This is a genomic window from Rhizobium sp. Root1334 (genome assembly GCF_001426665.1).
Classification (GTDB): Bacteria; Pseudomonadota; Alphaproteobacteria; order Rhizobiales; family Rhizobiaceae; genus Pararhizobium.
The window spans coordinates 145692-171366 of the sequence record NZ_LMEY01000027.1 but is presented as its reverse complement, the minus strand read 5'-3'; the positions used below and the strand labels follow the sequence as shown (position 1 = coordinate 171366).

Below are 25675 nucleotides of genomic sequence, written 5' to 3'. Positions count from 1 at the left end.
ATGCCCAAACGAAAGATGATCCGGATGGATGGGCCGCAGAGACAGCGGTTCAATTTTCGTATTGCCGGCCTTGGGTTTCGCGATGGGCATGTTCTGGTGCACCGGGCAGCACACGAGGATTTCTGGACGTTTCCGGGTGGGCGGGCCGAGATCGGCGAGACATCGGTGGAGACGCTGAAGCGCGAGATGGTCGAGGAACTGGGCGTCGAGGTCAGCGTCGGCCGCTTGCTCTGGACCGTGGAAAATTTCTTTCGTTACGAGGAGCGCGACTATCACGAGATCGGCTTCTACTACCAGATGGAAATCCCTGGGGATTTTCCGTTTGATCCAAGCGACATCGTGCATCGTTTGCGGGACGGCAAGAATGATCTCGAGTTCAAATGGGTGAAAGCCACCAAGGCGGCGCTGATAGCGCTCGATATCCCGCCCTATTTCATTGCCGAGCAGATCGAGACCTTACCGCTGACGCCAGTCCATATCATCTGGGATGACGGCGATCTTGACCGGTAGACCATACCGTCCCGAACATGGCTGAAGCCTTCCAGGCTAAGCCAGGTGTTCTATAGTCTCTCTGAGTAGCTCCAAGCCGCCCGCCTTCCAGCCCAGCGCCTCGATCTTGCTGGTGCTCATGGGGTTGCAGCCTGTTTTATCGCCGGCGTCAGGCAAGGGATGTGGACAGTGCCTGGCACGCTGCAGGGTGGAAAGGATGTCGTAGGTATCGGTCAGGACATCCGAAACGTTGAAGGTTTCGCCATTGATCCGCAGGCTGTCCGATTCCAGCATCAGCCGCACGGCCTGGGCGACATTGGTGCCATGCACTTCGGTGCTCGCGCGGGGGGCAATAGGCTTACCTGCGAGATAATCCTCGAAAAGCCCCGCCCATTTATGCCGCTGTCCGGGTCCTGCAGCACCGTAGATGCCGGTTGCTCTGAGGCTTGCGGTGACGAAGCCGTGGCCGCAGAGGGCGGCCAGGCTCCGCTCTGCCTGCAACTTGATTTCGCCATACAGCGTGTCGGGTTTGCCGTGCATATCCTCTTGCAAGATCGTGCCGGGTGGTTGCGGGCCATAGGCGGCGCGGCTGGACAGAAAAACGCAACGGCGGACGCCGGCATCGCGGGCAGTTTCGAAAAGGCTCACGCTGCCGTCGAGATTGGCGCGCTGGAAATTCTCGGGATCATCGCCTTCGCCGCCGCGATATTTTCCGGGTATGTGCTCGAAGGCGGCATGGACGAAATAATAGATGTGATCGAAGGCCTCGATCTGGTCGGCATCCGGATCAAGCCGTAAAGGCACGAACGCAACGTCCTTGGAGAAAAAGCCCGGGCCCGGCGCAGCACGGCCGCCGACAGTGACCTTGTAACCGTTGGCCAACAGGTGTTCGACGATGAAACGGCCGGCATAGCCGGTGCCGCCGGAAACAAGAACGCGTGTCATGAGCTTCCTGATTTCAGTTCGTGTTTGCCAGGCCCGGATTTGGCAGTCCGGCAATATCGGGAATGTTCTCGCCGCTGAAGAAAGCATGCCAGAGATTGATCAGCGGTCGCAGACTTTCCGCTTTTGGATGGTCCTTTTCCCACGGTTTTTCATATTGATAGTGCAGCACGCCGATGGATGGCCAATCCCACAGAGCCGGCATGTTGAACCAGACATATTGCAGCATGTTCATCGTGACAGGCAGGCCATGCCAGTCGGGGAAGAAATTCTGCAGAAAGGTCTGGTCGGTGCGCGGCCAGAAAGCATCGGGTCTGTCCAATTGCGTGAGCATGGCCTCGAATGTCTGCGGGGAGGGTGTGGCGACAAAGACGCCTGAGTTCAGCCGGTGAAAATCGGCAAGGCTTTCATAGACGTTGGGCGCTGCCGAAAATTCGGGATAGCCGAAATAGCGGTCGATGTTTTTCAGGACCAGCGTATCGGCATCGATGAAGATGCAGCGATCATACGCGGTCAGTTGCCAGAGCCGCAGTTTGCAAAAATTGTCGAGCGGCGAGTGAAAGTCCGGTTTTCGCCCTTTGGTGAAGGGGGCTGCGCTGTGAATGCTCTTGCGGGCATGCCGCTCGTTGAAGGCGTTGGACAGAGGCAGGAGGTCGGTGGGGACAAGCCGGCAACGAAATTCGGCGAGGGGCGTCAGGGCGGATTGATCAACGCCGCCGGTGTGGAGGACGACGATATCAGCTTTCGTTCCCGTTATGCGGATTGATCGCGCCAATGCGGTTGCGCCCATCGCATAGTCGGCATTCGTCACCAGCGTCACGAATGCGTGCTGCGATCCGGCAGGGCCGGATGGTGCGATACCATTTGAAGCAAGCGCTTGCTCCATCATGAAACCGATTTCAGCCTTCTTCCTTCCGGATCGTGGTTGATCTTGGCGGCGATGTCCTTGGTCCAGGCCGAAACGGCGGGCACTCGGCTGCGATCGACGCGGTAGGCGTATTTCTTGCCGACATCGACGATTTCCGCAAGCAGGCCATCCTGCAGCGTGATTGCATTCAAGCCAAGGGCGCGGAATTTTTCGTTGCGGACGATCAGATCGTTTTCGGCTGCTTCCTTGCGAGGGTTGGGTAGCCAGGCGATCTCTGAGCCGGTAAGCCCGGCGATCATTTCGGCGAGGTCGCGGATCCGGTGCGTCTCGGTCATCTGGTTGAAGATCTCGACGCGGGCGCCACGCTGCGGCGGGTTTTTCAGCGCCAGTTCGATGCAGCGGACCGAATCCTGAATATGGATGAAGGCGCGGGTCTGGCCGCCGGTGCTGTGCACGGTCAGCGGATAGCCAATCGCCGCCTGGATCAGGAAGCGATTGAGCACGGTGCCGTAATCGCCGTCATAATCGAAGCGGTTGATCAGCTGTTCGTGGCGGCGGGTCTGCTCGGTATGTGTACCCCAGACGATGCCCTGATGCAGGTCGGTGATCCGCAGCGCGTCGTTCTTGGCGTAGAACTGGAACAGCAGCTGATCGAGGCATTTTGTCATGTGATAGATCGAGCCGGGATTGGCCGGGTAGAGGATATCCTGCTTCGCCGTCTCGCCGCTTTCGGCCTCGATGCCGACCGATAGGTAACCTTCGGGAATGGCGGCGCCGACGGTCGAATAACCGTAGACGCCCATCGTGCCGAGATGGACGAGATGCGCGTCGAGGCCGATCTCAACCAGGGCGTTCAGGAGGTTATGCGTGGCGTTGACGTTGTTGTTGACCGTGTAATTCTTGTGGCGGTCACTTTTCATCGAATAGGGCGCCGCGCGCTGTTCGGCGAAATGGATCACGGCATCCGGACGGTTTTCCGCAAGCCAATTTTTCAGGAGCTCGTAATCGCGGGCCAGATCGATCAAGTGGAAATGGATGCGCCGGCCGGTCTCCGCGTGCCAGATGCGCGTGCGCTCCTGGATTGAATCCATCGGCGTCAGAGACTGAACCCCGAGTTCGGTATCGATCCAGCGGCGGGAGAGGTTGTCGAGGATGTGGATGTCGTGACCGGCGTCAGACAAATGCAGGGCCGTCGGCCAGCCGACAAAACCATCACCGCCAAGGACAGCAATTTTCATGCACGTCGTCTCCTTCAGGTGGAACGCTATGGATGGTGATAGGGGCGGATTGTGACAGGACGACAATGCTTGCCAAAAGCAATTTGTTCCGTCACAGAAAAACAAAAATCAGAGGATGCCCATGACCTTGATTGCACTTTCCGGCGAGTTGACGGATGCCGGACACCGGCTGGTGCAGCGCGTCTATTATGAGGACACGGATTTCTCCGGCGTCGTCTATCATGCCCGCTATCTGCATTTCATGGAGCGGGCACGCACCGATTATCTGCGTCTTCTCGGCGTCGAGCAGGCAACGCTGGCGATCGAGGGTGACACGGAAGGTCTGGTCTTCGTCGTCCACCGGATGGAGATCGATTTCAAGCAACCGGCACGCATGGACGACATCCTGACGATCACCACGGCGACGGAAAAAGCCGGTGGCGCCAAGATGGTCTTGCAACAGGAAATCCGCCGCGAGGGCACGCTACTGATCGCCGCCAAGGTGATCATCGCCGTCATCAACGGGCAGGGGCGGCCGCGGCGATTGCCGGAGACACTGGGCAAGAAGTTCCTCGGGCAGGGCTGAGTTTCAGTCCCCGGCTTCGACCGCTTTCAGCATTGCCTTGGTCAGGCTCTGTTTCCAGTCCTTCGCCTCCGCCCAGGGATCGATACCGCTTTCCAGGCGCTCGAGAATATCGGGAATGTGAAAACCGTTGGCAGCACCGAGATCACCAAGCTCATCCCAGCTGACCGGCGTTGCCACCGGACCATTGGAGCGGGCGCGCACCGAATAGGGCGCGACGGCGGTGGAGCCGCGCTCATTGCGCAGCCAGTCGATGAAGATGCGGCCCTTGCGCTTGGCTTTTGACATGGTGGCGATGTAATTTTCGGGATCTTCGTCGGCGATCTTGGCCGAAAGGCCCTTGGCGAAGGTCTTGGCGTCCTCCCACGGCGCGCGGCGCGACAGCGGCACGATGACATGGATGCCCTTGCCGCCAGAGACCATGGCGACCGATTTCAGGCCAAGCTCCTCCAACGCGTCGCGAAGCAAGACGGCCGCCTGTTTGACGGTTTCGAAGGTGACGCTCGGGTCGGGATCGAGATCGAAGACAAGCCGGTCGGCAGCGTCGAGCCGGTCGATGGTCGAGCCCCAGATGTGCAACTCGATCGTGCCCATCTGCACGGCGGCCACGAGGCCCTTGGCATCGTTGACGTAGAGATAGTTGGCGGTATCGCCATCGGATTCCTCGATCGGGACCTGATGGATTTCATCGGGAAAGCCATCGCCGGCATGTTTTTGGTAAAAGCACTGATGATCAGGCCCCTGCGGGCAGCGCAGGATTGAGGCAGGGTGATCCGCGGCGAAGGGCAACATGCGAACCGCGATCACGCCATAGTATCGGGCAAGGTCGACCTTGGTGATCGCGGGGTCGGAAAAGAGCAGCCTGTCGGCGTGGGTTATGCGGATACCGAGCACGTCGCCGTCTGCATCCTTTTCCTTGTGCGGTGGCCGTTTCTTATCCGCGCCCGGCACTTCCGGTTTATCCACGGCGGCTTTGGACGTTGGTGCTGGTTTCTTCGTCTCTAGCGTCACGGCAGAAGCCTCCTTGTCTTCGCGCAGGCCCTGAAAGGCGCCGTGGCGGATGTGACCATCGTCGGTAAATTCGGCGAAATCAATTTCCGCCGCAAGATTCGGAGTCAGCCAGACCGCATCATGCGCGATCTGGTTCGGGACCGCATCGAATGGTGACGTCTTGCGTATCAGCTTGGGAAAACGCGCGGCCAGATCTGCCATGGTCTCTTCGTCGAACCCGGTGCCGACGCGGCCCTGATAGACGAATTTCCTCCCGTCATACGCGCCGACCAGCAGCGAGGCGAAAGCCCTCCCGCGCTTGTCAGAGGGGGAATAGCCGCCGATGACGAATTCCTGCCGTTTGGTGCATTTGATCTTCAGCCAGTTGCCGGCGCGGCCTTCGCGATAGGACGCATCGGCTTTTTTGGCGATGATGCCTTCCTGCCCGGCCTTACACATGGCCTGAAACACCTTTCGGCCATTGCCCCGGACGTGTTCGCTGTACTGGATAGCAGGGCCAGGTTCCAGCGTGTCCAGCAACACCTTCAGCGCCTCCTTGCGTTCGACCAGTGGCGCTTTGCGCAAATCCTTGCCGTCGAGGTGCAGCAGATCGAAGGCATAGAAGCGCGTTTCGCCCCCGGTTTTGATTGCCTTCTGCAATGCGGAGAACTTGGAGCCTTCGTTAGAAGCGGCGACCGCCTCGCCATCGATCAAAGCGGTGTCGCAATCCAGCGGCATCAATCCGTTGGCGATATCGGGGAATTTTTCCGTCCAGTCCAGTCCGGTCCGCGTGAAGCAGGTGACGCCACCTTTGCCGATGGAAACCATCAGACGATAACCGTCAAACTTGGCTTCGTTCAGCCAGTCGTCGCCATCAGGCGCGTCCGCGGTGAGGGTTGCCAGCTGCGCCTTGACGAAGGTGGGCGCCTTGCCCGACCGTTTCCGTTCTTTTGGCGGCTCTGATTTTTCCTCGGCGACGGCGCCAGCCTTGACATTGGCGGCGGCGCTTTTCGCCGATTCCCACACATGGGCTTTCCTTTCCCCCTGGCCGGATGCGATCTCCCCCATCGAACGGCCGCTTTTGACGCTGGTCAAATTTTCCGTCAACAGGCTTTCGCCGTCTTCGCTGGTCTCGCCGTCATGCTCCTTGATCAGCAGCCAGTTCTCGCGCTTTTCACCGTTGCGCGGCTTCATCCGCACTAAGGTCCAGCCGCCATGCATGCGCTGACCGTGGAGATGAAATTTCAGCTTGCCTTCCTTCAGGCCTTCGTCGGGATCGTTGTCTGGCTCCCACCAGCCGGTGTCCCACAGCATCACCGTGCCGCCGCCATATTGCTTTTTCGGAATCGTACCTTCGAAATCGCCATAGGCCATGGGATGGTCTTCGGTGCGCACGGCAAGCCGCTTGTCGTCCGGGTTGATGCTTGGGCCGCGGGTTACCGCCCAGCTTTTGAGTACGCCTTTCCATTCCAGCCGGAAGTCATAATGCAGCCGGGTTGCATCATGTTTCTGCACCAGAAAGAGCTTGCCCGCCTTTCCCTTTTTCGACGCCCCCTTGGGTTCGGCGGTCCTGGTGAAATCGCGCTTGCGGTTATACTCGGTGAGGGAATCGTAATGCTCGGCCATAGCGGTGCCTCAGGCGGATTTTTTCTTCGGAGCGGCTTTCTTGGGCGCAGCTTTCCCACCGCTACCCTCAAGACTTTTCTTCAGTGCCGACATCAGATCGACGACATTGTCGCCACGCTTGCCGGTGTCGTCCTCATCTTCGACCTCGATCTTTGCCTTCTTGCCCTTGAGCTTTCTCTGGACCAGTTCTTTCAGTGCCGTCGAATAATTGTCCTTGAAGGTGGTGGCGTCGAAGGGGGCGGTCTTCTTGTCGATCAGCGCGGTTGCCACTTCCAGAAGATCATCGTCGGAGGTTTTGCCGGAAAGTCCGTGGAACATCGGATCGGCTTTCCGCAACTCGTCGGCGTAGTGGAGTGTTTCGAGAAGTAGACCATCGCCGCAAGGTTTGATCGCAGCGATGTATTCGCGTCCGCGCAGGGTCAGCTGGCCAAGCCCCACCTTGCCTGATTTGCGCAAGGCGTCCCTGACCACCCGATAGGCGTCTTCGGCCAGATCGTCGGAGGGAACGACATAATAGGGTTTGTCATAGTAGATCGGTGAAATCTCGGAGGCATCGACAAACTGCACGAGTTCCAATGTCTTTTTCGTCTCAAGCTTGACTGCGTCTATTTCCTCCGGTTCGAGCAGGACATACTTGCCACTCTCATACTCGTAGCCCTTGACGATCTCGTCCGTATCGACAGGACCGATGCCGTCGACGACCTTGTCGTAGTGGACGGGCTTGCCGGATGGTTCGTGGATCTGGCGGAAGGCAAAGCGCGCGCCCGTCTTAGTGGCGCTGAACACTTCGACAGGGATGGAAACGAGGGAGAGACGCAGCTGTCCTTTCCACAATGCACGCGATACCATGTTTCCACCTTCTCCGTCGGCCGGTGTTTTAATGCGCAATATTCCCCGTGTTCGTGTCGCGGGCCAGCAGGCGCTCCAGCGCAGCCACATCCTCGCTGGTGATCACCGGCACCGGATCGGACACCATGGCCTGCAGCACTTCAGGCGAAACGGCGCCATTCTCGATGGCCCATTCCAGCGCTTCACGTGTCTCACGCTCCGCCCTCAGCTGCGCATAAAGCGCAAGGATCAACCGGTCGCGATGATCGAAATGCGGCCGGGAGGAACGTTTGGATGATGTCTTTGGCGTGATCGTGCTCATGTCCGCTGAACGCGGCCAAGCCTTGAATGTTCCCGCAGTACTTCATGGCAAAGATCAGATTGCAATGCGGCAAAGTAAGACTCTCTTAACCATAATGATGTCTTAATGCACATATTAGGGTTTTGTGCACTGCACGTCATCCTTTCACCAAGATTGAACGCAAGAAGGCAGACAGGAAGCTTAAAGATCGGCATGAGGCCGGTTATCGGCAGCTGCCGGGTCAATCTTGCAACAATGACGTTTAAGCACCCTGGCTGTGAGCATGAGATTGCTCTTGCCGGGCGTTTGGATTCGGGGATTTGAGAACGATGGAACAGGTTGGATTGGCTGCAGCGACGACAGACGTAACGCTGTGGTCGCTATTCATGGAGGCGGGCTTCGTGGTGAAGCTCGTCATGCTGGGACTGATTGGCGCCTCAATCTGGACCTGGGCGATCGTCGTCGACAAGACGCTTAAATTCGGCAAGGTGCGCCGCCAGCTGGATGCGTTCGAACAGGTGTTCTGGTCTGGCCAGTCGCTGGAAGAACTCTACCGGACACTGTCCGACCGGACGACCTCCGGCATGGGGGCGATCTTCGTCTCTGCCATGCGCGAATGGAAGAAGTCCTTCGAACGCGGCGCCCGTTCGCCGATCGGTCTGCAGATGCGTATTGACCGGGCGATGGACGTGACGCTGGCCCGTGAGGCCGAAGCGCTTGAATCGCGGCTCGGATCGCTCGCCACCATCGGTTCGGCCGGCCCGTTCGTCGGTCTGTTCGGTACCGTTGTCGGTATCATGACCTCGTTCCAGGCCATCGCCGGTTCGAAGTCGACAAACCTTGCGGTTGTTGCGCCCGGTATCGCCGAGGCACTTCTCGCCACCGCAATCGGCCTTCTCGCCGCTATCCCGGCGGTTATCGCCTACAACAAGTTCTCCGCCGATGCCGGCAAGCTGACGGCGCGCATGGAAGGGTTTGCCGACGAGTTCTCGGCCATTCTTTCGCGCCAGATCGATGAGAAGCTGCAGCCGCGCCAGGCCGCGCAGTAAAGCCTGAGCGGCACGAAGACGGAGATAGACCAATGGGTATGTCAGCAGCAGGTGGTGGATCGAAGGGTGGCGGCCGTCGCCGCGGTGGCCGTGGCGGCCGCGGCGGCAAGGGCGTCATGAGCGAAATCAACGTGACGCCGTTCGTCGACGTCATGCTGGTGCTGTTGATCATCTTCATGGTTGCCGCCCCGATGATGACGGTCGGCGTGCCGATCGATCTGCCGGAAACGCAGGCGAAGGCGCTGAATGCCGAAACCCAGCCGATCACGATTTCGGTCAAGAGCGACGGCCAGGTCTTCCTGCAGGAAACGCCGATCCCGGTCGAAGAGGTTGCCGCAAAGCTGCAGGCGATCGCAACGACAGGCTATAGCGAGCGTATTTTCGTGCGGGGTGATGCGACGTCGCCTTACGGCGTGATCGCCGATGTCATGGCGCGTATCCAGGAAGCAGGCTTCAAGAATATCGGTCTCGTCACCCAGCCGCAGAAGGGCCAGTAGAGCGCGTACGATGAAGAGCAGTCTCATCACATCCGCTGTGCTGCATGGCCTGGTTCTGACCTGGGCGCTGGTGTCGCTCGGCAGTCCCAAATCGTTCGAGGTCTCCAATATGGAGTCCATCCCGGTCGATATGGTGTCTGTCGAAGAGCTGACCCAGTTGCAGATGGGGGACGCAAAGGCTCCGAAATCCGAAAAGCCTTCGCCCGTTCCGACAAAGAAGCCAGTTGAGAACAATGATGGTGAAAACGTCGGCGACAACAGTGTTGATCTGAAAACACCGCCAAAGCCGGAATCCAAGCCGATCGAAAAGGAATCGACGGGCGCGATCAAGTCTGAAGACGTTCCGCTGCCGAAACCTGAGCCGGTGAAGGAAGACAAGCCCGAGGTGACGGAAGACAAGCCGGCATCCGAGCCTGCAACGGAAGTTGCCGCTCTGCCCGAGCCGAAGCAGGAGGTCCAGCCCGACCCCAAGCCTGCGGAAACGCCTGCCGAGGAAAAGCCTGCGGAAAATCCGGATGCAGAAGCGCTGCCGGACAAAGTTCCGACGCCAATGACAAAGCCCAAGGTGGAACAGCCGGCGCAGACGGCCAAGACGCCCGATCGCAAGAACGAAGAAAACAAGACCGAGAAGAAGAAGACATCGACTGCCATGAAGTCGGACTTCGATGCCGATGAAGTGGCGGCGCTTCTCAACAAGCAGGATTCCTCCGGCGGTGGCAAGAAGCGGTCCAGCGAAACAGCTTCGCTGGGTGCAAAGAAGACGACCGGCAACACGCTGTCGGCCAGCGAAATGGATGCGCTGAGGGGCCGCATCGAGAACAATTGGTCCGTCGTTGCCGGTATTTCCGGTGCCGAAGGGCTGACGATCACGGTGACGATGCAGCTCGACAAGAATGGCGAGATCATCGGGCGGCCTGAAGTGGTCGCCTCGGGCGGTACGGATTCGGCACGGCGAACCTTCGAGGGCAGCGTGCGGCGGGCCATCCTGAAATCGGCGCCGTTCGATAACCTGCCGGCAGACAAATACGATTCCTGGAGCGAAGTGGTCGTCAATTTCGATCCAAGCTCCATGCTCTAGAACATCATAGAATGAATGGCTGAAAGGCTCCGTTACAATGTTGAAACGCAATCCCTTCCGTTTTCTGATCGCGCTCGCGACGATGGTCACCCTGATGATCGCGCCTGCACATGCGCGGGTGGAAATCAACATCAACAAAGGCAATGTCGAGCCTTTGCCCATCGCCGTCACCGACTTCCTGCAAGGTGAACTGGGCCAGAAGATTTCCGACGTCGTTGCAGCCGACCTGAAGCGTTCCGGCCTGTTTGCGCCGATCGCCAAAAGTGCCTTCATCGAGAAGATCACCAATCCGGATGCCGCTCCGCGTTTTGAAGACTGGAAGGTCATCAATGCGCAGGCGCTGGTCACCGGCCGGGTCACCCAGGAAGGCGATGGCCGCCTGAAGGCGGAATTCCGCCTGTGGGATAGCTTTGCCGGCCAGCAGATGGCAGGGCAGCAGTTCTTCACCCAGCCGGAAAACTGGCGCCGTGTCGCCCATATCATCGCCGACGCTATCTATGAGCAGATCACCGGTGAAAAGGGCTATTTCGATACCCGCATCGTCTATGTCGCCGAAAGCGGCCCGAAGACGGCACGCAAGCGTCAACTGGCCATCATGGACCAGGATGGTTTCAATGCCCGTGGCATCACCAATTCCAACGACATCGTGCTGACGCCGCGTTTCTCGCCGAACAAGCAGGAAATCACCTACATGTCGTTTGAAGGCAACGAGCCGCGCGTCTATCTGCTGCAGCTCGAAACCGGACAGCGCGAAGTGGTCGGCAATTTCCCCGGCATGACCTTTGCTCCGCGCTTTTCGCCGGATGGCCAGCGGGTGATCATGAGCTTGCAGCAGGACGGCAACGCCAACATCTACACGATGGACCTGCGTTCGCGCACCACGACGCGGCTGACGTCGACCGCTGCGATCGACACCTCTCCGTCCTATTCGCCGGATGGTAGCCAGATCGTGTTTGAAAGTGATCGCGGCGGCCGCCAGCAGCTGTATGTCATGAGCGCCGGCGGCGGTGGACAGAACCGCATCTCGTTCGGCGATGGCTCTTATTCCACGCCGGTCTGGTCGCCACGCGGAGACCTGATCGCCTTTACCAAGCAGTCGGGTGGCAAGTTCTCGATCGGCGTGATGAAGCCGGATGGTTCGGGCGAACGCATCCTGACGACCGGCTTCCACAACGAAGGCCCGACCTGGGCTCCGAATGGCCGTGTCCTGATGTTCTTCCGGCAGAACTCCGGTGCCGGTGGTCCGCAGCTCTATTCGATCGACCTGACCGGCTATAACGAGCAGCTGGTCCAGACCAAGGGCTTTGCGTCTGACCCGGCATGGTCGCCGCTACTTGAATAGCCCCATTGAATAGCATTGTGACGATGCGGCGGGGAATATGGCGAATTTGCCGCTTTCTCGCCGCAAAGGACTGATCTAGCAAGCCTCCACGCGAATTTTAACCGTCTGCTAACCATATCCGTTGAAATGGGATTAACCGCTTCCGGTTACAGTCTGGCAACCCTGAATTAAGACAGACCATCCAAGGAGACCGGCCCATGAGCCGCATTCACGCCCAGGCCGCAGGCCGCATGCAATCCTTCGCCCGCAACCCGATCATGATCGCTCTCTTTGCCAGCCTGGCGCTTGCTGCTTGCGCCAAGAAGCCGATGAACAGCGCTGGTGATCTCGGCCTCGGCGCCAATGCGGCGACCCCGGGCTCGAGCCAGGACTTCACGGTCAACGTCGGCGACCGCATCTTCTTCGACACAGACTCCACCTCGATCCGTGCAGATGCCCAGGCAACGCTTGATCGCCAGGCGCAGTGGCTGGCCAAGTATCCGAACTATGCCATCACGGTCGAAGGTCATGCCGACGAACGCGGCACCCGCGAGTACAACCTGGCACTGGGCGCACGCCGCGCCGCATCGGCCAAGGAATATCTCTCCTCGCGCGGTATCCCGGCCTCGAAGATCAAGACGATCTCCTACGGCAAGGAAAAGCCGGTCGCCGTCTGCGACGACATTTCCTGCTGGTCGCAGAACCGTCGCGCTGTCACGGTTCTGGGTGGCGCCGGCATGTAATTGCCGGACCTTCAGCAGTCTCTCGAAAAGGCGGCCATTCGGGCCGCCTTTTCTTTTTTGTCACACTTTGACCGAACTCCGTTGCTTTTTGAGGCCAATTGGAAAACTGTGCGGCAATCATCCATCAACCGATTTGAACCGGTTCGGATGAGAGTGGATACACAAACAGGACACATGACATGAAACATTTTGTCGTGGCGGGATTGATCGGCCTGACTGCCTTTGCGGGGTTTGGACAGACAGTGACCGCCATGCCGCTATCCGCGCTGTTCAACCGCGCAATCCACGGCGAGGCCCAGTCACCGGGCAAGGCGCCGCTGCTCAAGGTCCAGTCGAACGAGGTTGGACGCATCGGGCAGCTCGAGGAACAGATCCGCTCGCTCAACGGGCGTATCGAGGAAATGAGTTTCCAGCTTCTGCAGATGCAGGAGCAGATCCGCAAATTCCAGGAAGACAACGAGTTCCGTTTCCAGGATCTGGAAGGCGGCAAGTCGGGCTCGACGAAGAAGAGCCAGCTGGAAACACCGCGCACCAATCAGACAGCTGGCACTGCGCCTGCACCGACTGATCAGGCAACTGTAACCGATCCCAACGCAGGTTTGGGATCGGATACTGCTTCCGGTACCGGCGCGGCGTCCTCGACGCTGGGCCAGATCGTCTTTGACGAAAACGGCAATCCTATCGCCGCAAACCAGGACACATCGAGTCTGGAATCAACGCTCCCCGGTACCGATCAGGGCATCAACCAGACGCCGGACAGCCAGCAGCAGACGGCCGCTCTCGATAATCCCGGCGATCTCTATCAGTCGGCCTATGGCCATGTGCTGACGGGCGACTACAGCAAGGCTGAAAACGAATTCCGCTCCTATCTCGAAGCATTCCCGAAGGGCGAAAAAGCCGCGGATGCCAGCTTCTGGATGGGCGAAGCGCAATACTCCCAAGGCAAGTTCAACGATTCCGCCAAGACGTTCCTGAATGCGCACCAAGCCTACAGCAAGTCGCCGAAGGCGCCGGAGATGCTCTTGAAACTCGGCATGTCGTTGGCTGCACTCGACAACAAGGACACGGCCTGCGCCACGCTGCGTGAGGTCAACAAGCGCTATCCGAAGGCTTCGCAGGCGGTGAAGACCAAGGTTGCCAGCGAACAGGGCCGCCTTGCCTGCTGAGGTGGACCGCGCCGCGCCGCTTGCTGCCGTAGAGGCGGCGAAACAATTTCTCTCTTCATTCAAGACACCCGGCATGATCCTCGCCGCCGTTTCCGGCGGCAGTGATTCAAAAGGCCTGCTTCTGGCGCTGCATGAGGCGATCACGCTTGGTGGCTTTTCGGCCTTTTCCCTGTCCGCCTGCACTGTCGATCATGCGCTGCGCCGTGAATCCGCTGAGGAAGCGCGGGCGGTCGCGGCTTTTTGCGCTGAAAAAGGCATTCCGCATACCATTCGCCAATGGGACGGCGACAAGCCGGTGGCCGGTATTCAGGCGGCGGCGCGGGCAGCACGTTACGGGCAGCTTGCCGATGCCGCGCGAGATATGGCTGCCATCTGCATTGTCACTGCCCACACTGCGGATGACCAGAACGAGACGATTGCCATGCGCCTAGGCCGGTCGGAGCCAGATGCGCCTGGTTTGGCAGGCATGGCGGCGGGAGTTCTGGTCGGCGGTAGAGCCTGGGTCTGGCGTCCGTTTCTTCATCTGCGCCGGATCGATATCCGCTCTTTTCTAATGGAGCGGGGCGAGGGGTGGTTCGATGATCCGAGCAACAGCAATCGCCGCTTTGAGCGCGTGCGAGTGCGCCAGGCGCTGTCCGGCGAGGGATCTTCGTCCGCGGATGTACTTGCCGCGGGGCGAGCCCGTTTCGGGTCAAGCGAGCGTGCAGCGCGGCTGATTGACCGGTATGTGCACGGTTTTGAAGGCCTTGTGGCGAAGGTCGATCCGGAAATTCCGGCCGGTATGGCCGATCCCGACTGTATGCGTGCGGTTCTGTCGATCGCCTCCGTCATCGGCGGACGTCTTCATCTTCCTGGCCGCGAGACGGCCGCGCGGCTTACGGCGTTTTTGGGAGACGCAAGTGGCGGGCGGATGACTGCAGGGCGCGTGGTTTTCGATCGCCGCAAATCGGGTCTCTATCTCTATCGCGAAGCGAGGGGCTTGCCGGAGATCGAACTTCACCCCGCTCAGTGCGGGCTTTGGGATGGCCGCTTTCTGGTCACCAACGAAGGGGCGCATCGTGTAGCGGTTCACGCCCGTGGCGAAACGGCCGGATTGTGCGCGAGACTGATTGCCGCAGGCCTGCCCGAACCTGTGGCCAAGCGCGCTGTCAAATCGGCTATCGGGTTTTCTGCGCCGACGCAGGCATCAGATCGTCCGGATGCTGCTGTCGCTTTGGTGCCAACGCCTTGTGTGCAAACCTATATCAGCCTTTACGACACCTTTTTGCCGTGTTTCGACCTGATGATGGCAAACAGCATTGCCACGCTCTTTGGCCGTGACAACTATCCTGCTCCTCCGGTTTACGGTGTATTGACGGAAAAGTCAGGTTAGTCTTGAGTTTGCCTTGGCAAGCTGGTCACGCAACCCTATGTTAGGCGCAAGAATGCAGCCACAAATCATTGCGGGTTGCGACAGAGGTTCCGGGGAGTTCGATGAACCCTAATTTCAGAAATTTTGCACTTTGGGCAATCATTGCCCTGCTTTTGATCGCGCTGTTCAGCATGTTCCAGCAGCCGACCGAGCGTACTGGTTCGAAGGAAGTTCCCTTTTCCCAATTCCTGAAGGATGTTGACGGAAGTCGCGTCAAGGAAGTGGTGATCACCGGCAATAAGGTGATCGGCTCGTATGCCGAGAGCGGCGCGACGTTCCAGACCTATGCGCCTGCGATCGACACGGCCCTGACCGAGCGTATGGAAGCCAAGAACGTAACTGTGACGGTTCGCCCCGAAACCGATGGTTCGTCCGGCTTCCTCAGCTATGTCGGTACGCTGCTGCCGATGCTGCTGATCCTCGGTGTCTGGCTGTTCTTCATGCGCCAGATGCAGGGTGGTTCGCGTGGTGCGATGGGTTTTGGCAAGTCCAAGGCCAAGCTGTTGACCGAAGCCCATGGCCGTGTGACGTTTGACGATGTCGCAGGTGTGGACGAAGCCAAGCAGGACCTCGAGGAAATCGTCGAATTCCTGCGCGACCCGCAGAAATTCCAGCGCCTCGGCGGCCGCATTCCGCGCGGCGTGCTGCTGGTCGGTCCTCCCGGTACCGGTAAGACGCTGCTTGCCCGCTCGGTTGCCGGTGAAGCCAATGTACCGTTCTTCACAATTTCCGGTTCTGACTTCGTTGAAATGTTCGTCGGTGTCGGTGCAAGCCGCGTCCGTGACATGTTCGAACAGGCCAAGAAAAACGCGCCCTGTATCATCTTCATCGACGAAATCGACGCCGTCGGCCGCCATCGTGGTGCCGGTCTTGGTGGTGGCAACGACGAGCGCGAACAGACGCTCAACCAGCTGCTGGTCGAGATGGACGGCTTTGAGGCTAATGAAGGCATTATCCTGATCGCTGCGACCAACCGTCCCGACGTTCTCGACCCGGCCCTTTTGCGTCCAGGCCGTTTCGACCGCCAGGTTGTCGTTCCGAACCCGGATATCAATGGCCGCGAGCGTATCCTCAAGGTGCATATCCGCAATGTGCCGCTGGCGCCGAATGTCGATCTGAAGGTTCTGGCCCGTGGTACCCCTGGTTTCTCCGGTGCCGACCTGATGAACCTCGTCAACGAAGCTGCCCTAATGGCCGCACGCCGCAACAAGCGTGTTGTCACCATGCAGGAATTCGAAGACGCCAAGGACAAGATTATGATGGGCGCGGAACGCCGTTCGTCCGCCATGACCGAAGCCGAAAAGAAGCTGACTGCCTATCACGAAGCCGGTCATGCCATCATGGCGCTGAAGGTTCCGGTCGCCGATCCGTTGCACAAGGCGACGATCATTCCACGCGGCCGTGCACTCGGCATGGTGATGCAGCTCCCCGAAGGCGACCGCTATTCGATGAGCTACAAGTGGATGGTGTCGCGCCTTGCCATCATGATGGGCGGCCGTGTTGCCGAGGAAATCACCTTCGGCAAGGAAAACATCACCTCCGGTGCGTCGTCCGATATCGAGCAGGCCACCAAGCTTGCCCGTGCGATGGTGACGCAATGGGGCTTTTCCGATGAGCTTGGCCAGGTTGCCTATGGCGAGAACCAGCAGGAAGTCTTCCTCGGTCACTCTGTTTCGCAATCAAAGAACGTTTCCGAGGCGACAGCCCAGAAGATCGACAACGAGGTGCGCCGCCTGATCGATGAAGCGTATCAGGAAGCCAAGCGTATCATCACGGAGATGCACGCCGAGTTCGTGGCCATCGCGGAAGGCCTGCTCGAATACGAGACCCTGACTGGCGATGAAATCAAGGCGTTGATCCGCGGCGAAAAGCCGGCTCGCGACCTTGGCGACGACTCGACGCCGCATCGTGGTTCGGCCGTTCCGTCGGCCGGCACTAAGAAAGATGGTTCGGTCGGCAAGGGTGATGAAGCCGAAGGCGGGTTTGAGCCGCAACCGCAATAGTCTTGCGTGAAGCAGGCAATCGAACCGAAAACCGCCGCGCCTTGATGCGCGGCGGTTTTCGTTTGTACCGACTGGCTCCGGCTTGGTAACGCGCTGTAATGAATTCTGATGATACAACGGGATGCTGTTGCAGAAGATTTATGGCATGAGGTAGCGAGGTCGCCCAAAAGGATGCGTCGGATTTTGGCGCAACTGCAGGCATAACTGCAAGCCTGAGCGCGGCGGGAGAGCGGTCGTTGAGGATGCGCCCCGGCGACGGGTTTCTTGAAGTGACCCGTTGGGTTTGAGATGGAATCCAGGGCGATGTCGCCGGACGTGCTCTCCTGGTGAGCCGCTGGCACCCCAGATAGAAATTGGAGTTTTTATGAAGCGCAAATATTTCGGCACGGACGGGATCCGCGGCCAGTCCAATGTGTTTCCAATGACGCCGGATCTGGCGATGCGGGTCGGCATTGCGGTCGGTACGATCTTTCGCAACGGCGGGCACCGCCACCGCGTGGTGATCGGTAAGGACACGCGCCTGTCCGGCTATATGCTGGAGAACGCGATGGTGGCCGGCTTTACCGCCGCGGGGCTCGACGTGTTCCTGCTCGGTCCTATTCCAACCCCCGGCGTGGCGATGCTGACGCGCTCGCTTCGCGCCGACGTTGGCGTGATGATCTCGGCCTCTCACAATCCGTTCGAAGACAACGGCATCAAGCTGTTTGGTCCGGACGGCTACAAGTTGTCCGACGATCTTGAAGGCCAGATCGAGGAATTGCTCGACAAGGACATGACGGCACAGCTTGCCAAGTCGCAGGAAATCGGCCGGGCCAAGCGCGTCGAGGGCGACATCTACCGTTATATCGAACATGCCAAGCGCACGTTACCGCGCGATGTGACACTGCAGGGCTTGAGGGTTGCTATCGATTGCGCGAACGGTGCTGCCTATAAGGTCGCGCCTTTGGCCCTTTGGGAGCTTGGGGCCGAGGTGGTGACCATCGGCAATGAGCCGAACGGCGTCAATATCAACCTCGACTGCGGCTCTACACACCCTGCTGCGCTATCACGGAAAGTGCATGAAGTGCGGGCCGATATCGGTATTGCGCTTGACGGCGATGCCGACCGGGTCCTGATCGTCGATGAGAACGGCACGGTTATCGATGGTGATCAGTTGATGGCTGTTATCGCCAATAGCTGGGCGGACGATGGCGTGCTCAAGGGCAATGGTATTGTTGCGACTGTCATGTCCAATCTCGGCCTGGAGCGCTATCTCAACGGCCGCGGGCTGGATCTGCACCGTACCAAGGTCGGTGACCGCTACGTGGTCGAGCACATGCGCCAACACGGTTTCAACGTCGGCGGCGAGCAGTCCGGCCATCTGGTTCTCTCCGACTTCGGCACCACCGGTGATGGTCTCGTTGCTGCACTCCAGATCCTTGCCTGCGTCAAGCGGCAGGGCAAAACCGTCAGCGAAGTTTGCAATCGGTTCGACCCTGTGCCTCAAGTTTTGAAGAACGTCCGGGTGTCTGCCGGCATGCCGCTTGAAAACGCTGCCGTGCGCCAGGCTATCGCCGATGCGGAATCGGAGCTTGCCAAGAACGGCCGTTTGCTGATCCGTCCGTCCGGCACCGAACCGCTGATCCGCGTCATGGCGGAAGGCGATGACCGCGCCCAGGTGGAGCGTATCGTGGATGAACTGATAGGCGTGATCGGCGGTGTGCGCAATGTCGCCTGATCTGTCTGCCGCGATGAGACTTGAAAAGGCCGGGTTTTGCCCGGTCTTTTTTTGTGTGTTATTTAAGTATTTGCGCACGTTGCTTGGCGCTGTAGCCAACTCATTAACAGTTACGGTAAATTTTTGTAGTTAATTGGACCTTAACCTTTCTTATCCATGATCCACACCAACACAATTTGTTGGAGGCCGGTTTGTCGGCTGACCAGGCAACGAGAAGTATTGGAGTGTGGCCATGAAGACTATTTTGATTGGCGTTGTTGCAGCTATGCTGGGCAGCACCGCGACCTTCGCCGCGGATCTTTACGAGCCGCCCATCGAGCCGCCAATTGCAGAACCGGTCCAGCTCACGGAGGCCAGTGGCTGGTATCTGCGTGGTGATGTCGGTTATGCCTTCACCAATCTGCGTGGCGCCAATTTCTATCAAGGCCCAGGCCGCTTTGTCCGCGATTTCGACGATGCTGATCTCGATGACAGCTGGACCGCCGGCGTCGGTGTCGGTTACCAGATCAACAACTATCTGCGCACGGACGTGACGCTCGATTATCTCGGCAACGCCGATTTTGAAGGCTCGACGACCGGAGGTTGCGGCGTCGCCGTCGCCTGCACTTCGCGCGATGTTTCGGCAATTGCCGCATGGAGCCTGATGGCCAACGCCTATGTTGATATCGGCACCTACGGTTCGTTCACGCCTTACGTGGGTGCTGGTATCGGTGGTACGCAGGTCAAGTGGGACAATTTGCGCAATACCAGCTGCGAAATCGGCGACCCCACCAATTGCGACCCGAGCTTCGAACATGATGGCCGTAGCAAGTGGCGCTTCACCTATGGCCTGATGGCCGGTACGGCGATCGACCTGACCTGTAACCTCAAGGCAGACGTAGGCTATCGTTTCCGCCACGTGCTTGGTGGCGACATGTTCGGCTACAACGCCAATAGCGGTCCTGGATCCGACAAGGGCATGTATCTGCATGAAGCCCGTGCAGGTCTGCGTTATTCCTTCGGTGGTTGCGCCGAAGCCTACGTCCCACCGGCTGAGCCGATCGTCTACAAGTAAGCGCATCGCGCTCTTCGTTTCAAAAGGCCGTCCGGTTTCCGGGCGGCCTTTTCGGTTTTTGCCGGCCTGTTTGGTTAAGAAGCATGCTTAACCTGAGGTTAACCCGTGGATGCGATGATGGGGACATATTAACACGGGCGACGGGCGTTTCTGTCGCCGTTACGATTTTCCAAGGACAGCAAAATGAAGTTGCGGCACACTCTCCTCAATGCATCTGCACTGATCCTGCTGTTTGCCGCGGGGCAGGCGATGGCTGCTGATCTTCTCGAAGCGCCGGAAGTCAGCATCTCGCCGCTGGAGACAAGCGGCCAGGGTTTCTACCTGCGTGGTGATCTTGGCTACGCCGGATGGACGCGCGGTGGCGACCCGTCACTGCGGCTGTTCGATGCCGGCACCGGCGCTACCAACTCCGCGTCGTTCGACAATGATTTCGACCAACCCTTTTCCGGGACCCTCGGCGTTGGCTATCAGTTCAACGACATGTTTCGGGCGGATTTGACTGGCGATTATTTCGAAGGCGACGTCCGCGGAAGCGGCCAGGCCAACATTCCCTGCGCTGGCGAAGCCGCTGGAACGTCTTGCGGCGGCCGGCTAAATGCCGACTACAAGGCAATTGGCCTCATGGCGAACGGCTATGTCGATCTGGCAACGGTGGCTGGCTTGACGCCTTATGTCGGTGCTGGTCTCGGGGTGACGCAGCTTCGTTGGAACGACGTCGCACTGCGCACCAGCTGCGTGCCGGGAGCGGCAGGCTGCTCCGGTGCCGGGCCGGTCAACCAGACCTTTGACGGCGAAAGCAGCTGGCGTCTGACCTACGCGCTGATGGCCGGCGTTTCCTACAACATGACCGAGCAGCTGAAGCTTGACGTCGGCTATCGCTATTCGCAGATCACCGACGGCGATATGTTCAATGGCAGCGATATCGACGGCCTCGACGACGGTCTCGGCCGCCACGAAATCCGCGCCGGTTTGCGCCTGTCAATCTGGTAGCTGAAAGAGCATCCGCATTCAGCGATGCTTCGAGCGCCAAAAATCTTTCCGGAAACGACACATCATTCTTGACTTCCAGGCCTGTCCGCCATATTCACGGCGGCAGGCCACCTCTCCCTAACGAGAGGCTTTCTATCTGGAAGGATAGCTTCGATGACGATCCCTGCGACACCGGAATTGCGTCCGGCAAATACTCATTTTTCTTCTGGTCCCTGCTCCAAGCGCCCCGGTTGGTCGCTTGATGCGCTCTCTGATGCGGCCCTCGGGCGTTCGCACCGTGCCAAGGTTGGCAAGAGCAAGCTGAAGCAGGCGATCGATCTCGCCCGTGAAATTCTTCAGGTGCCGGCGGACTACCGCATCGGCATCGTGCCTGCCTCCGACACCGGTGCAGTCGAGATGGCGCTCTGGTCACTGCTCGGTCCGCGCGGCGTTGACATGGTCGCCTGGGAGAGCTTCGGCTCCGGCTGGGTTTCCGATGTCGTCAAGGAGCTGAAGCTCCCTGATACCCGCAAATTCGTTGCCGACTACGGCAAGCTCGTCGACTTTGCCCAGGTCGATTTCGACCGTGATGTCGTCTTTACCTGGAATGGTACGACCTCGGGTGTCCGCGTTGCCAATGCCGATTTCATCCCGGCGGACCGCAAGGGGCTGACGATCTGCGACGCGACGTCTGCCGCGTTTGCGCAGGATCTGGACTTTGCCAAACTCGATGTCGTCACCTTCTCCTGGCAGAAGGTGCTGGGCGGTGAGGGTGCGCATGGCATTCTGATCCTGTCGCCGCGCGCTGTCGAACGGTTGGAAAGCTATGAGCCTTCCTGGCCGCTGCCGAAGATCTTCCGCATGACCAAGGGCGGCAAGATCATCGAGGGTATCTTCCAGGGCGAGACGATCAACACCCCGTCGATGCTGTGCGTCGAGGACTATATCGATGCGCTCAACTGGGCAAAGTCGCTCGGCGGCCTCAAGGCGCTGATCGCCCGGGCTGATGCCAATGCGCAGGCCATCCATGACTTCGTTGCGAAGACGGACTGGATCGCCAATCTGGCGGTCGATCCTGCAACGCAGTCCAACACCTCGGTCTGCTTGAAGATCGTCGACAAGGACGTTGCAGCACTTGATGCCGCTGGTCAGGAGGCCTTTGCCAAGGGCATGGTGGCACTGCTTGAAAAGCAGGCTGTCGCCCATGACATCGGCGCTTACCGTGATGCGCCGTCCGGTTTCCGTATCTGGGCCGGTGCGACGATCGAGACTTCGGACATCAAGGCATTGATGCCCTGGTTCGACTGGGCGTTTGCGACCCAGAAGGCGACGCTGTCTCAGGCGGCCGCCTAACCGGCTTAGACCGCGCCAACAGGGCGCGGTCCTCCTCACCAATCAGATTTTTTGACGAAACCAATGGAGGCCTCTCATGGCACCTCGCGTACTCGTATCCGATGAACTGTCGGAAACCGCCGTCCAGATTTTCCGGGATCGCGGCGTAGACGTCGATTTCCAGCCGCAGCTCGGCAAGGACAAGGAAAAGCTTGCCGCGATCATCGGCAATTACGATGGTCTCGCTATCCGTTCCGCCACCAAGGCGACGGAAAAGCTGATTGCGGCTGCGACCAACCTCAAGGTGATCGGGCGCGCCGGTATCGGCGTCGACAATGTCGATATCCCGGCCGCGTCGCGTCGCGGTATCATCGTCATGAACACGCCGTTCGGCAACTCGATCACGACGGCCGAACACGCCATTGCGCTGATGTTTGCCGTTGCCCGTCAGTTGCCGCAGGCCGATAGCTCCACCCAGGCCGGCAAATGGGAAAAGTCGAAGTTCATGGGCGTCGAAATCACCGGCAAGACGCTCGGTGTCATCGGCGCCGGCAATATCGGCGGTATTGTCTGCTCGCGCGCCATTGGCCTGAAGATGCATGTTCTGGCCTATGACCCATTCCTGTCGAAGGAACGGGCCGAGGAAATGGGCGTCACCAAGGTGGAACTGGACGAACTGCTCGCTCAGGCCGATTTCATCACCTTGCACGTGCCGATGACCGACAAGACGCGCGGCATCCTCAACCGCGAAGCGCTGGCCAAGACCAAGCCTGGCGTGCGTATTATCAACTGCGCCCGTGGTGGTCTGGTCGATGAGCATGCGCTTGCCGATGCCATCAAGTCCGGTCATGTCGCTGGTGCCGGCTTCGACGTGTTTGAGGTCGAGCCTGCAACGGAAAGCCCGCTGTTCGGCCTGCCGAATGTCGTCTGCACTCCGCACCTCGGCGCGTCCACCACGGAAGCGCAGGAGAACGTTGCCCTGCAGGTTGCCGAGCAGATGTCGGACTACCTCGTCAAGGGTGCCGTCTCCAACGCCATCAACATGCCGTCGATCACCGCGGAAGAAGCACCGATCCTGAAGCCGTTCATCCGGCTCGCCGATGTCCTCGGCGCTTTTGTCGGTCAGGTGACGGAAAGCGCCATCAAGGAAATCGAGATCCTGTTTGACGGATCGACTGCCGGGATGAATACCAAGGCGCTGACGAGTGCAGCCCTTGCCGGTCTCATCCGTAGTCAGGTTTCCGACGTCAACATGGTTTCGGCGCCGGTCATGATCAAGGAAAAGGGTATCATCCTGTCCGAGGTGAAGCGTGACAAGTCGGGTGTCTTCGATGGCTATATCAAGCTGACGGTGACGACGGCGAACCAGACACGTTCGGTTGCCGGTACGGTGTTCTCGGATGGAAAGCCGCGCTTCATCCAGATCAAGGACATCAACCTTGACGCCGATGTCGGTAACCACATGGTCTACATCACCAACACCGACGTTCCCGGCATGATCGGCTTCATCGGCATGACGCTGGGTGACGCGGGCGTCAATATCGCCAACTTCCAGCTCGGCCGCCACAATGCCGGTGCCGATGCGATTGCGTTGCTCTATGTCGATGGTGCCGTGTCTGAAGACGTTCTTGACAAGCTGCGCGCCAACCCGGCCATCCGGGCTGCCAAGCCACTGGTCTTCAACGTCGACTGATACGCCGGAGCACTTTGGGCTCCGAAGGATTGACACAAACGCGCCGGATGACCTCCGGCGCGTTTGCCGTTGATGAAAGTGAATGAAATGAACATGATTGACCGCTCCGCCGATTGGCGCCCGGCTGCCCTGGTGGACATTGCCGCCATCTACGACATCCAGTGCATCGCGCATGCCGATCATCCCGAAGCGCGTGATGTCCTGCTCGAGCGGCTTGAACTGTGCCCGCAGGGATGCTTTGTGTTTGGAAAGCGCGGTACAATCTCGGGATATCTTCTCAGCCACCCATGGCGCCGGTTTTCACCGCCGCAACTCGATAGAAAGCTGGGCGAGATCCCGGGGGAGGCGGATAGCTGGTATCTTCACGATCTGGCCTTGCTGCCGGGGACACGTGGTTCCGGGGCAGGGGCCAAGGTCGCAGGGCTGCTTGCCGAACAGGCCCGTCAGGCCGGATACCGAACCGTCGCACTCGTCTCCGTCAACGGATCGCAAGGTTTCTGGGAACGGCAGAGTTTTGCGGTGCATAGGCACGAAATGCTTGCCGCCAAGCTGTCCGGCTATGGCAGCGAGGCCGTCTACATGGAGCGCGATCTCAACAGCGCAGATTTCAGTTAGTTTTTTCTCGTGTCTTCAAGCAGGCGCGGACGGCCGCGTTCCGCCACCGCGATGCCGCCCAACACCAGTGCGAGCGCGATAATATGGAACATCTGCAGGGCTTCGCCGATCAGGGCGATCGACAGCAGGGTGCCGAAGATCGGAATGGTGTTGATGAACAGGCCGGCCCGGTTGGGGCCGATCAACTCGACGCCTCGCACGTACAGGATCTGCGAGACGAGAGAGGGCAGTAGGCCGGCATAGGCGACGATGATCCAGCCTTGCGTATCGGGCCAGATCATCCGGCCGGTGGAGAATTCCCAGATGACCAGCGGAATGCTGCTGACCAGCGCGCCGAAGGCGGAGATCGCGATCAGGCTTTTCCAGTGGATGTCCGGTTTCCAGCGCAACGCCACCGTGTAGCCGGCATAGAGCAGGACCGCCGCCATCATCATGGCGTCGCCCTGGTTGAGATCCAGCGAGAGCAGCGTGGTGAGGTCGCCATGCGATGCGGTCAATGCAACACCGAACAGGGTCAATGTGAAACCGGCAATCTGCGCCATGGAAAAGGCGGTGCGAAACAGCACGTAATTCATCACGAAGATCACCATCGGGATGCCAGCCTGCTCGATGACGGCATTGATGGCGCTGGTGAATTGCAATGCCGAATAGAGAAAGGCGTTGAAAGCGGTGAACCCGACGGTGCCATAGCCTAAAAGAAGCAGCCAGTTTTTGCGGATGGCCGGAAAATCGCGGCGTACCTGCGGGGCCGCGAAAATCAACAGCACGATACAGGCAATGACCCAGCGCATGCCGGTCAGCATCATCGGGCTGACATGGCCGACCGCCATTTTCCCGGCCACGGAATTTCCACCCCAGATCAAGGTGGTGATACAAAGGATGATATAGGCTTGCAGATTGACGGGCACGGTGTTCCTGGCAAGTCGGGGAAGCAAACGATGGCAGCGGATAGAATGAAGCGGTCGTATCGATCTTGCAGAACACCTCATTCTCGGTTGTATTGAATCAATCCAGAACGGATATGGCAACCCCGCATTATTGGCCGTCGCTGGTGTTGTTATCGATGAAGGGAAGCGAAATGCGGTCTTTGCCATGCAAAAACCCCGAATCCCCGGTTAAACAGGGTCGCTTTCCAAAAAACAAAACAGTATAGATGCGCGGGTTTGAAGACAGCGCAATCACA

At 59.1% G+C, this 25675-nt stretch carries 23 protein-coding genes; 16 read left to right on the top strand and 7 right to left on the bottom strand.

Annotation, left to right across the window (positions count from 1 at the left end; translation table 11 throughout):
- The gene (locus ASD36_RS22700) at positions 1-510 is read left to right on the top strand and encodes an NUDIX hydrolase (protein WP_060506474.1); all 510 of its coding nucleotides are present in this window, start codon (positions 1-3) and stop codon (positions 508-510) included.
- A 36-nt stretch (positions 511-546) separates the two neighbouring features.
- Here the strand turns inward: ASD36_RS22700 and ASD36_RS22695 are convergent, their stop codons facing one another.
- From ASD36_RS22695 to ASD36_RS22685, 3 genes are read right to left on the bottom strand one after another with little or no spacing between them, the layout of a single operon-like run.
- Complete coding sequence (locus ASD36_RS22695; RefSeq protein WP_060506473.1) at positions 547-1434, bottom strand: NAD(P)-dependent oxidoreductase; 888 nt, start codon at positions 1432-1434, stop codon at positions 547-549.
- A 13-nt stretch (positions 1435-1447) separates the two neighbouring features.
- Complete coding sequence (locus ASD36_RS22690) at positions 1448-2317, bottom strand: glycosyltransferase (RefSeq protein WP_060506599.1); 870 nt, start codon at positions 2315-2317, stop codon at positions 1448-1450.
- The gene (locus tag ASD36_RS22685; protein WP_060506472.1) at positions 2317-3537 is read right to left on the bottom strand and encodes an NAD-dependent epimerase/dehydratase family protein; all 1221 of its coding nucleotides are present in this window, start codon (positions 3535-3537) and stop codon (positions 2317-2319) included. Before ASD36_RS22685 ends, ASD36_RS22690 begins: the two co-directional genes overlap by 1 nt.
- 121 nt (positions 3538-3658) lie before the next feature.
- On the opposite strand from ASD36_RS22685, the gene ybgC reads away from it, so the two are divergent.
- Positions 3659-4102, top strand: a complete 444-nt coding sequence (ybgC, locus tag ASD36_RS22680; RefSeq protein WP_112834513.1) for a tol-pal system-associated acyl-CoA thioesterase — start codon at positions 3659-3661, stop codon at positions 4100-4102.
- A gap of 3 nt (positions 4103-4105) precedes the next feature.
- On the opposite strand, the gene ligD is transcribed toward ybgC, so the two are convergent.
- From ligD to ASD36_RS22665, 3 genes are read right to left on the bottom strand one after another with little or no spacing between them, the layout of a single operon-like run.
- Positions 4106-6715, bottom strand: a complete 2610-nt coding sequence (ligD, locus tag ASD36_RS22675) for a DNA ligase D (RefSeq protein ID WP_060506471.1) — start codon at positions 6713-6715, stop codon at positions 4106-4108.
- Positions 6716-6724: 9 nt separating this feature from the next.
- Positions 6725-7564 carry a Ku protein gene (locus tag ASD36_RS22670; protein WP_060506470.1) on the bottom strand — a complete coding sequence of 280 codons (840 nt, stop codon included), beginning with the start codon at positions 7562-7564 and terminating at the stop codon, positions 6725-6727.
- Between the two features lie 28 nt (positions 7565-7592).
- Positions 7593-7865 carry a hypothetical protein gene (locus ASD36_RS22665; RefSeq protein WP_060506469.1) on the bottom strand — a complete coding sequence of 91 codons (273 nt, stop codon included), beginning with the start codon at positions 7863-7865 and terminating at the stop codon, positions 7593-7595.
- A 308-nt stretch (positions 7866-8173) separates the two neighbouring features.
- Here ASD36_RS22665 and tolQ point away from each other — a divergent pair, with 308 nt between their 5' ends.
- The 14 genes from tolQ to ASD36_RS22595 all read left to right on the top strand — a co-directional run bounded on the left by tolQ (position 8174) and on the right by ASD36_RS22595 (position 24492).
- A complete protein-coding gene (gene tolQ / locus ASD36_RS22660; protein WP_060506468.1) occupies positions 8174-8893 on the top strand; it encodes a protein TolQ in 720 nt (239 codons plus the stop codon).
- A 32-nt stretch (positions 8894-8925) separates the two neighbouring features.
- Positions 8926-9390, top strand: a complete 465-nt coding sequence (tolR, locus tag ASD36_RS22655) for a protein TolR (protein WP_037099870.1) — start codon at positions 8926-8928, stop codon at positions 9388-9390.
- A gap of 10 nt (positions 9391-9400) precedes the next feature.
- Positions 9401-10468 (top strand): TonB C-terminal domain-containing protein, encoded by a 1068-nt coding sequence (locus ASD36_RS22650; RefSeq protein ID WP_060506467.1) that lies wholly within the window; start codon positions 9401-9403, stop codon positions 10466-10468.
- A gap of 37 nt (positions 10469-10505) precedes the next feature.
- Positions 10506-11810 carry a Tol-Pal system beta propeller repeat protein TolB gene (tolB, locus tag ASD36_RS22645; protein ID WP_060506466.1) on the top strand — a complete coding sequence of 435 codons (1305 nt, stop codon included), beginning with the start codon at positions 10506-10508 and terminating at the stop codon, positions 11808-11810.
- A 197-nt stretch (positions 11811-12007) separates the two neighbouring features.
- A complete protein-coding gene (gene pal, locus ASD36_RS22640; RefSeq protein WP_060511843.1) occupies positions 12008-12532 on the top strand; it encodes a peptidoglycan-associated lipoprotein Pal in 525 nt (174 codons plus the stop codon).
- Positions 12533-12711: 179 nt separating this feature from the next.
- The gene (ybgF, locus tag ASD36_RS22635; protein ID WP_060506464.1) at positions 12712-13698 is read left to right on the top strand and encodes a tol-pal system protein YbgF; all 987 of its coding nucleotides are present in this window, start codon (positions 12712-12714) and stop codon (positions 13696-13698) included.
- Positions 13699-13771: 73 nt separating this feature from the next.
- Entirely contained in the window at positions 13772-15070 is a 1299-nt protein-coding gene (tilS, locus tag ASD36_RS22630; protein WP_060506598.1) for a tRNA lysidine(34) synthetase TilS, read from the top strand.
- A 101-nt stretch (positions 15071-15171) separates the two neighbouring features.
- Positions 15172-17112 (top strand): ATP-dependent zinc metalloprotease FtsH, encoded by a 1941-nt coding sequence (gene ftsH / locus ASD36_RS22625; RefSeq protein WP_060506463.1) that lies wholly within the window; start codon positions 15172-15174, stop codon positions 17110-17112.
- A 364-nt stretch (positions 17113-17476) separates the two neighbouring features.
- Positions 17477-18829, top strand: coding sequence for a phosphoglucosamine mutase (gene glmM / locus ASD36_RS22620; RefSeq protein ID WP_060506462.1), 1353 nt, complete (start codon positions 17477-17479; stop codon positions 18827-18829).
- A 232-nt stretch (positions 18830-19061) separates the two neighbouring features.
- Entirely contained in the window at positions 19062-19883 is an 822-nt protein-coding gene (locus tag ASD36_RS22615; protein ID WP_060506461.1) for an outer membrane protein, read from the top strand.
- Between the two features lie 183 nt (positions 19884-20066).
- The gene (locus ASD36_RS22610; RefSeq protein ID WP_060506460.1) at positions 20067-20873 is read left to right on the top strand and encodes an outer membrane protein; all 807 of its coding nucleotides are present in this window, start codon (positions 20067-20069) and stop codon (positions 20871-20873) included.
- Positions 20874-21026: 153 nt separating this feature from the next.
- Positions 21027-22205 carry a phosphoserine transaminase gene (locus ASD36_RS22605; protein WP_060511841.1) on the top strand — a complete coding sequence of 393 codons (1179 nt, stop codon included), beginning with the start codon at positions 21027-21029 and terminating at the stop codon, positions 22203-22205.
- 76 nt (positions 22206-22281) lie between these two features.
- Positions 22282-23877: a phosphoglycerate dehydrogenase gene (gene serA / locus ASD36_RS22600; RefSeq protein WP_060506458.1), complete on the top strand. Its 1596-nt coding sequence runs from the start codon at positions 22282-22284 to the stop codon at positions 23875-23877.
- A 93-nt stretch (positions 23878-23970) separates the two neighbouring features.
- Positions 23971-24492, top strand: a complete 522-nt coding sequence (locus tag ASD36_RS22595) for a GNAT family N-acetyltransferase (protein ID WP_162246400.1) — start codon at positions 23971-23973, stop codon at positions 24490-24492.
- Here the strand turns inward: ASD36_RS22595 and ASD36_RS22590 are convergent.
- Positions 24489-25400 (bottom strand): DMT family transporter, encoded by a 912-nt coding sequence (locus ASD36_RS22590; RefSeq protein ID WP_060506456.1) that lies wholly within the window; start codon positions 25398-25400, stop codon positions 24489-24491. The genes ASD36_RS22595 and ASD36_RS22590 overlap by 4 nt on opposite strands.
- Positions 25401-25675 lie beyond the last annotated feature (275 nt).

What these genes read in the sequence shown, in the direction of transcription:
- ASD36_RS22700 (WP_060506474.1), top strand. Translation starts at nt 1, where the DNA reads ATGCCCAAACGAAAGATGATCCGGATGGATGGGCCGCAGAGACAGCGG.
- ASD36_RS22695 (WP_060506473.1), bottom strand. Translation starts at nt 1,434, where the DNA reads ATGACACGCGTTCTTGTTTCCGGCGGCACCGGCTATGCCGGCCGTTTC.
- ASD36_RS22690 (WP_060506599.1), bottom strand. Translation starts at nt 2,317, where the DNA reads ATGGAGCAAGCGCTTGCTTCAAATGGTATCGCACCATCCGGCCCTGCC.
- ASD36_RS22685 (WP_060506472.1), bottom strand. Translation starts at nt 3,537, where the DNA reads ATGAAAATTGCTGTCCTTGGCGGTGATGGTTTTGTCGGCTGGCCGACG.
- ybgC (WP_112834513.1), top strand. Translation starts at nt 3,659, where the DNA reads ATGACCTTGATTGCACTTTCCGGCGAGTTGACGGATGCCGGACACCGG.
- ligD (WP_060506471.1), bottom strand. Translation starts at nt 6,715, where the DNA reads ATGGCCGAGCATTACGATTCCCTCACCGAGTATAACCGCAAGCGCGAT.
- ASD36_RS22670 (WP_060506470.1), bottom strand. Translation starts at nt 7,564, where the DNA reads ATGGTATCGCGTGCATTGTGGAAAGGACAGCTGCGTCTCTCCCTCGTT.
- ASD36_RS22665 (WP_060506469.1), bottom strand. Translation starts at nt 7,865, where the DNA reads ATGAGCACGATCACGCCAAAGACATCATCCAAACGTTCCTCCCGGCCG.
- tolQ (WP_060506468.1), top strand. Translation starts at nt 8,174, where the DNA reads ATGGAACAGGTTGGATTGGCTGCAGCGACGACAGACGTAACGCTGTGG.
- tolR (WP_037099870.1), top strand. Translation starts at nt 8,926, where the DNA reads ATGGGTATGTCAGCAGCAGGTGGTGGATCGAAGGGTGGCGGCCGTCGC.
- ASD36_RS22650 (WP_060506467.1), top strand. Translation starts at nt 9,401, where the DNA reads ATGAAGAGCAGTCTCATCACATCCGCTGTGCTGCATGGCCTGGTTCTG.
- tolB (WP_060506466.1), top strand. Translation starts at nt 10,506, where the DNA reads ATGTTGAAACGCAATCCCTTCCGTTTTCTGATCGCGCTCGCGACGATG.
- pal (WP_060511843.1), top strand. Translation starts at nt 12,008, where the DNA reads ATGAGCCGCATTCACGCCCAGGCCGCAGGCCGCATGCAATCCTTCGCC.
- ybgF (WP_060506464.1), top strand. Translation starts at nt 12,712, where the DNA reads ATGAAACATTTTGTCGTGGCGGGATTGATCGGCCTGACTGCCTTTGCG.
- tilS (WP_060506598.1), top strand. Translation starts at nt 13,772, where the DNA reads ATGATCCTCGCCGCCGTTTCCGGCGGCAGTGATTCAAAAGGCCTGCTT.
- ftsH (WP_060506463.1), top strand. Translation starts at nt 15,172, where the DNA reads ATGAACCCTAATTTCAGAAATTTTGCACTTTGGGCAATCATTGCCCTG.
- glmM (WP_060506462.1), top strand. Translation starts at nt 17,477, where the DNA reads ATGAAGCGCAAATATTTCGGCACGGACGGGATCCGCGGCCAGTCCAAT.
- ASD36_RS22615 (WP_060506461.1), top strand. Translation starts at nt 19,062, where the DNA reads ATGAAGACTATTTTGATTGGCGTTGTTGCAGCTATGCTGGGCAGCACC.
- ASD36_RS22610 (WP_060506460.1), top strand. Translation starts at nt 20,067, where the DNA reads ATGAAGTTGCGGCACACTCTCCTCAATGCATCTGCACTGATCCTGCTG.
- ASD36_RS22605 (WP_060511841.1), top strand. Translation starts at nt 21,027, where the DNA reads ATGACGATCCCTGCGACACCGGAATTGCGTCCGGCAAATACTCATTTT.
- serA (WP_060506458.1), top strand. Translation starts at nt 22,282, where the DNA reads ATGGCACCTCGCGTACTCGTATCCGATGAACTGTCGGAAACCGCCGTC.
- ASD36_RS22595 (WP_162246400.1), top strand. Translation starts at nt 23,971, where the DNA reads ATGATTGACCGCTCCGCCGATTGGCGCCCGGCTGCCCTGGTGGACATT.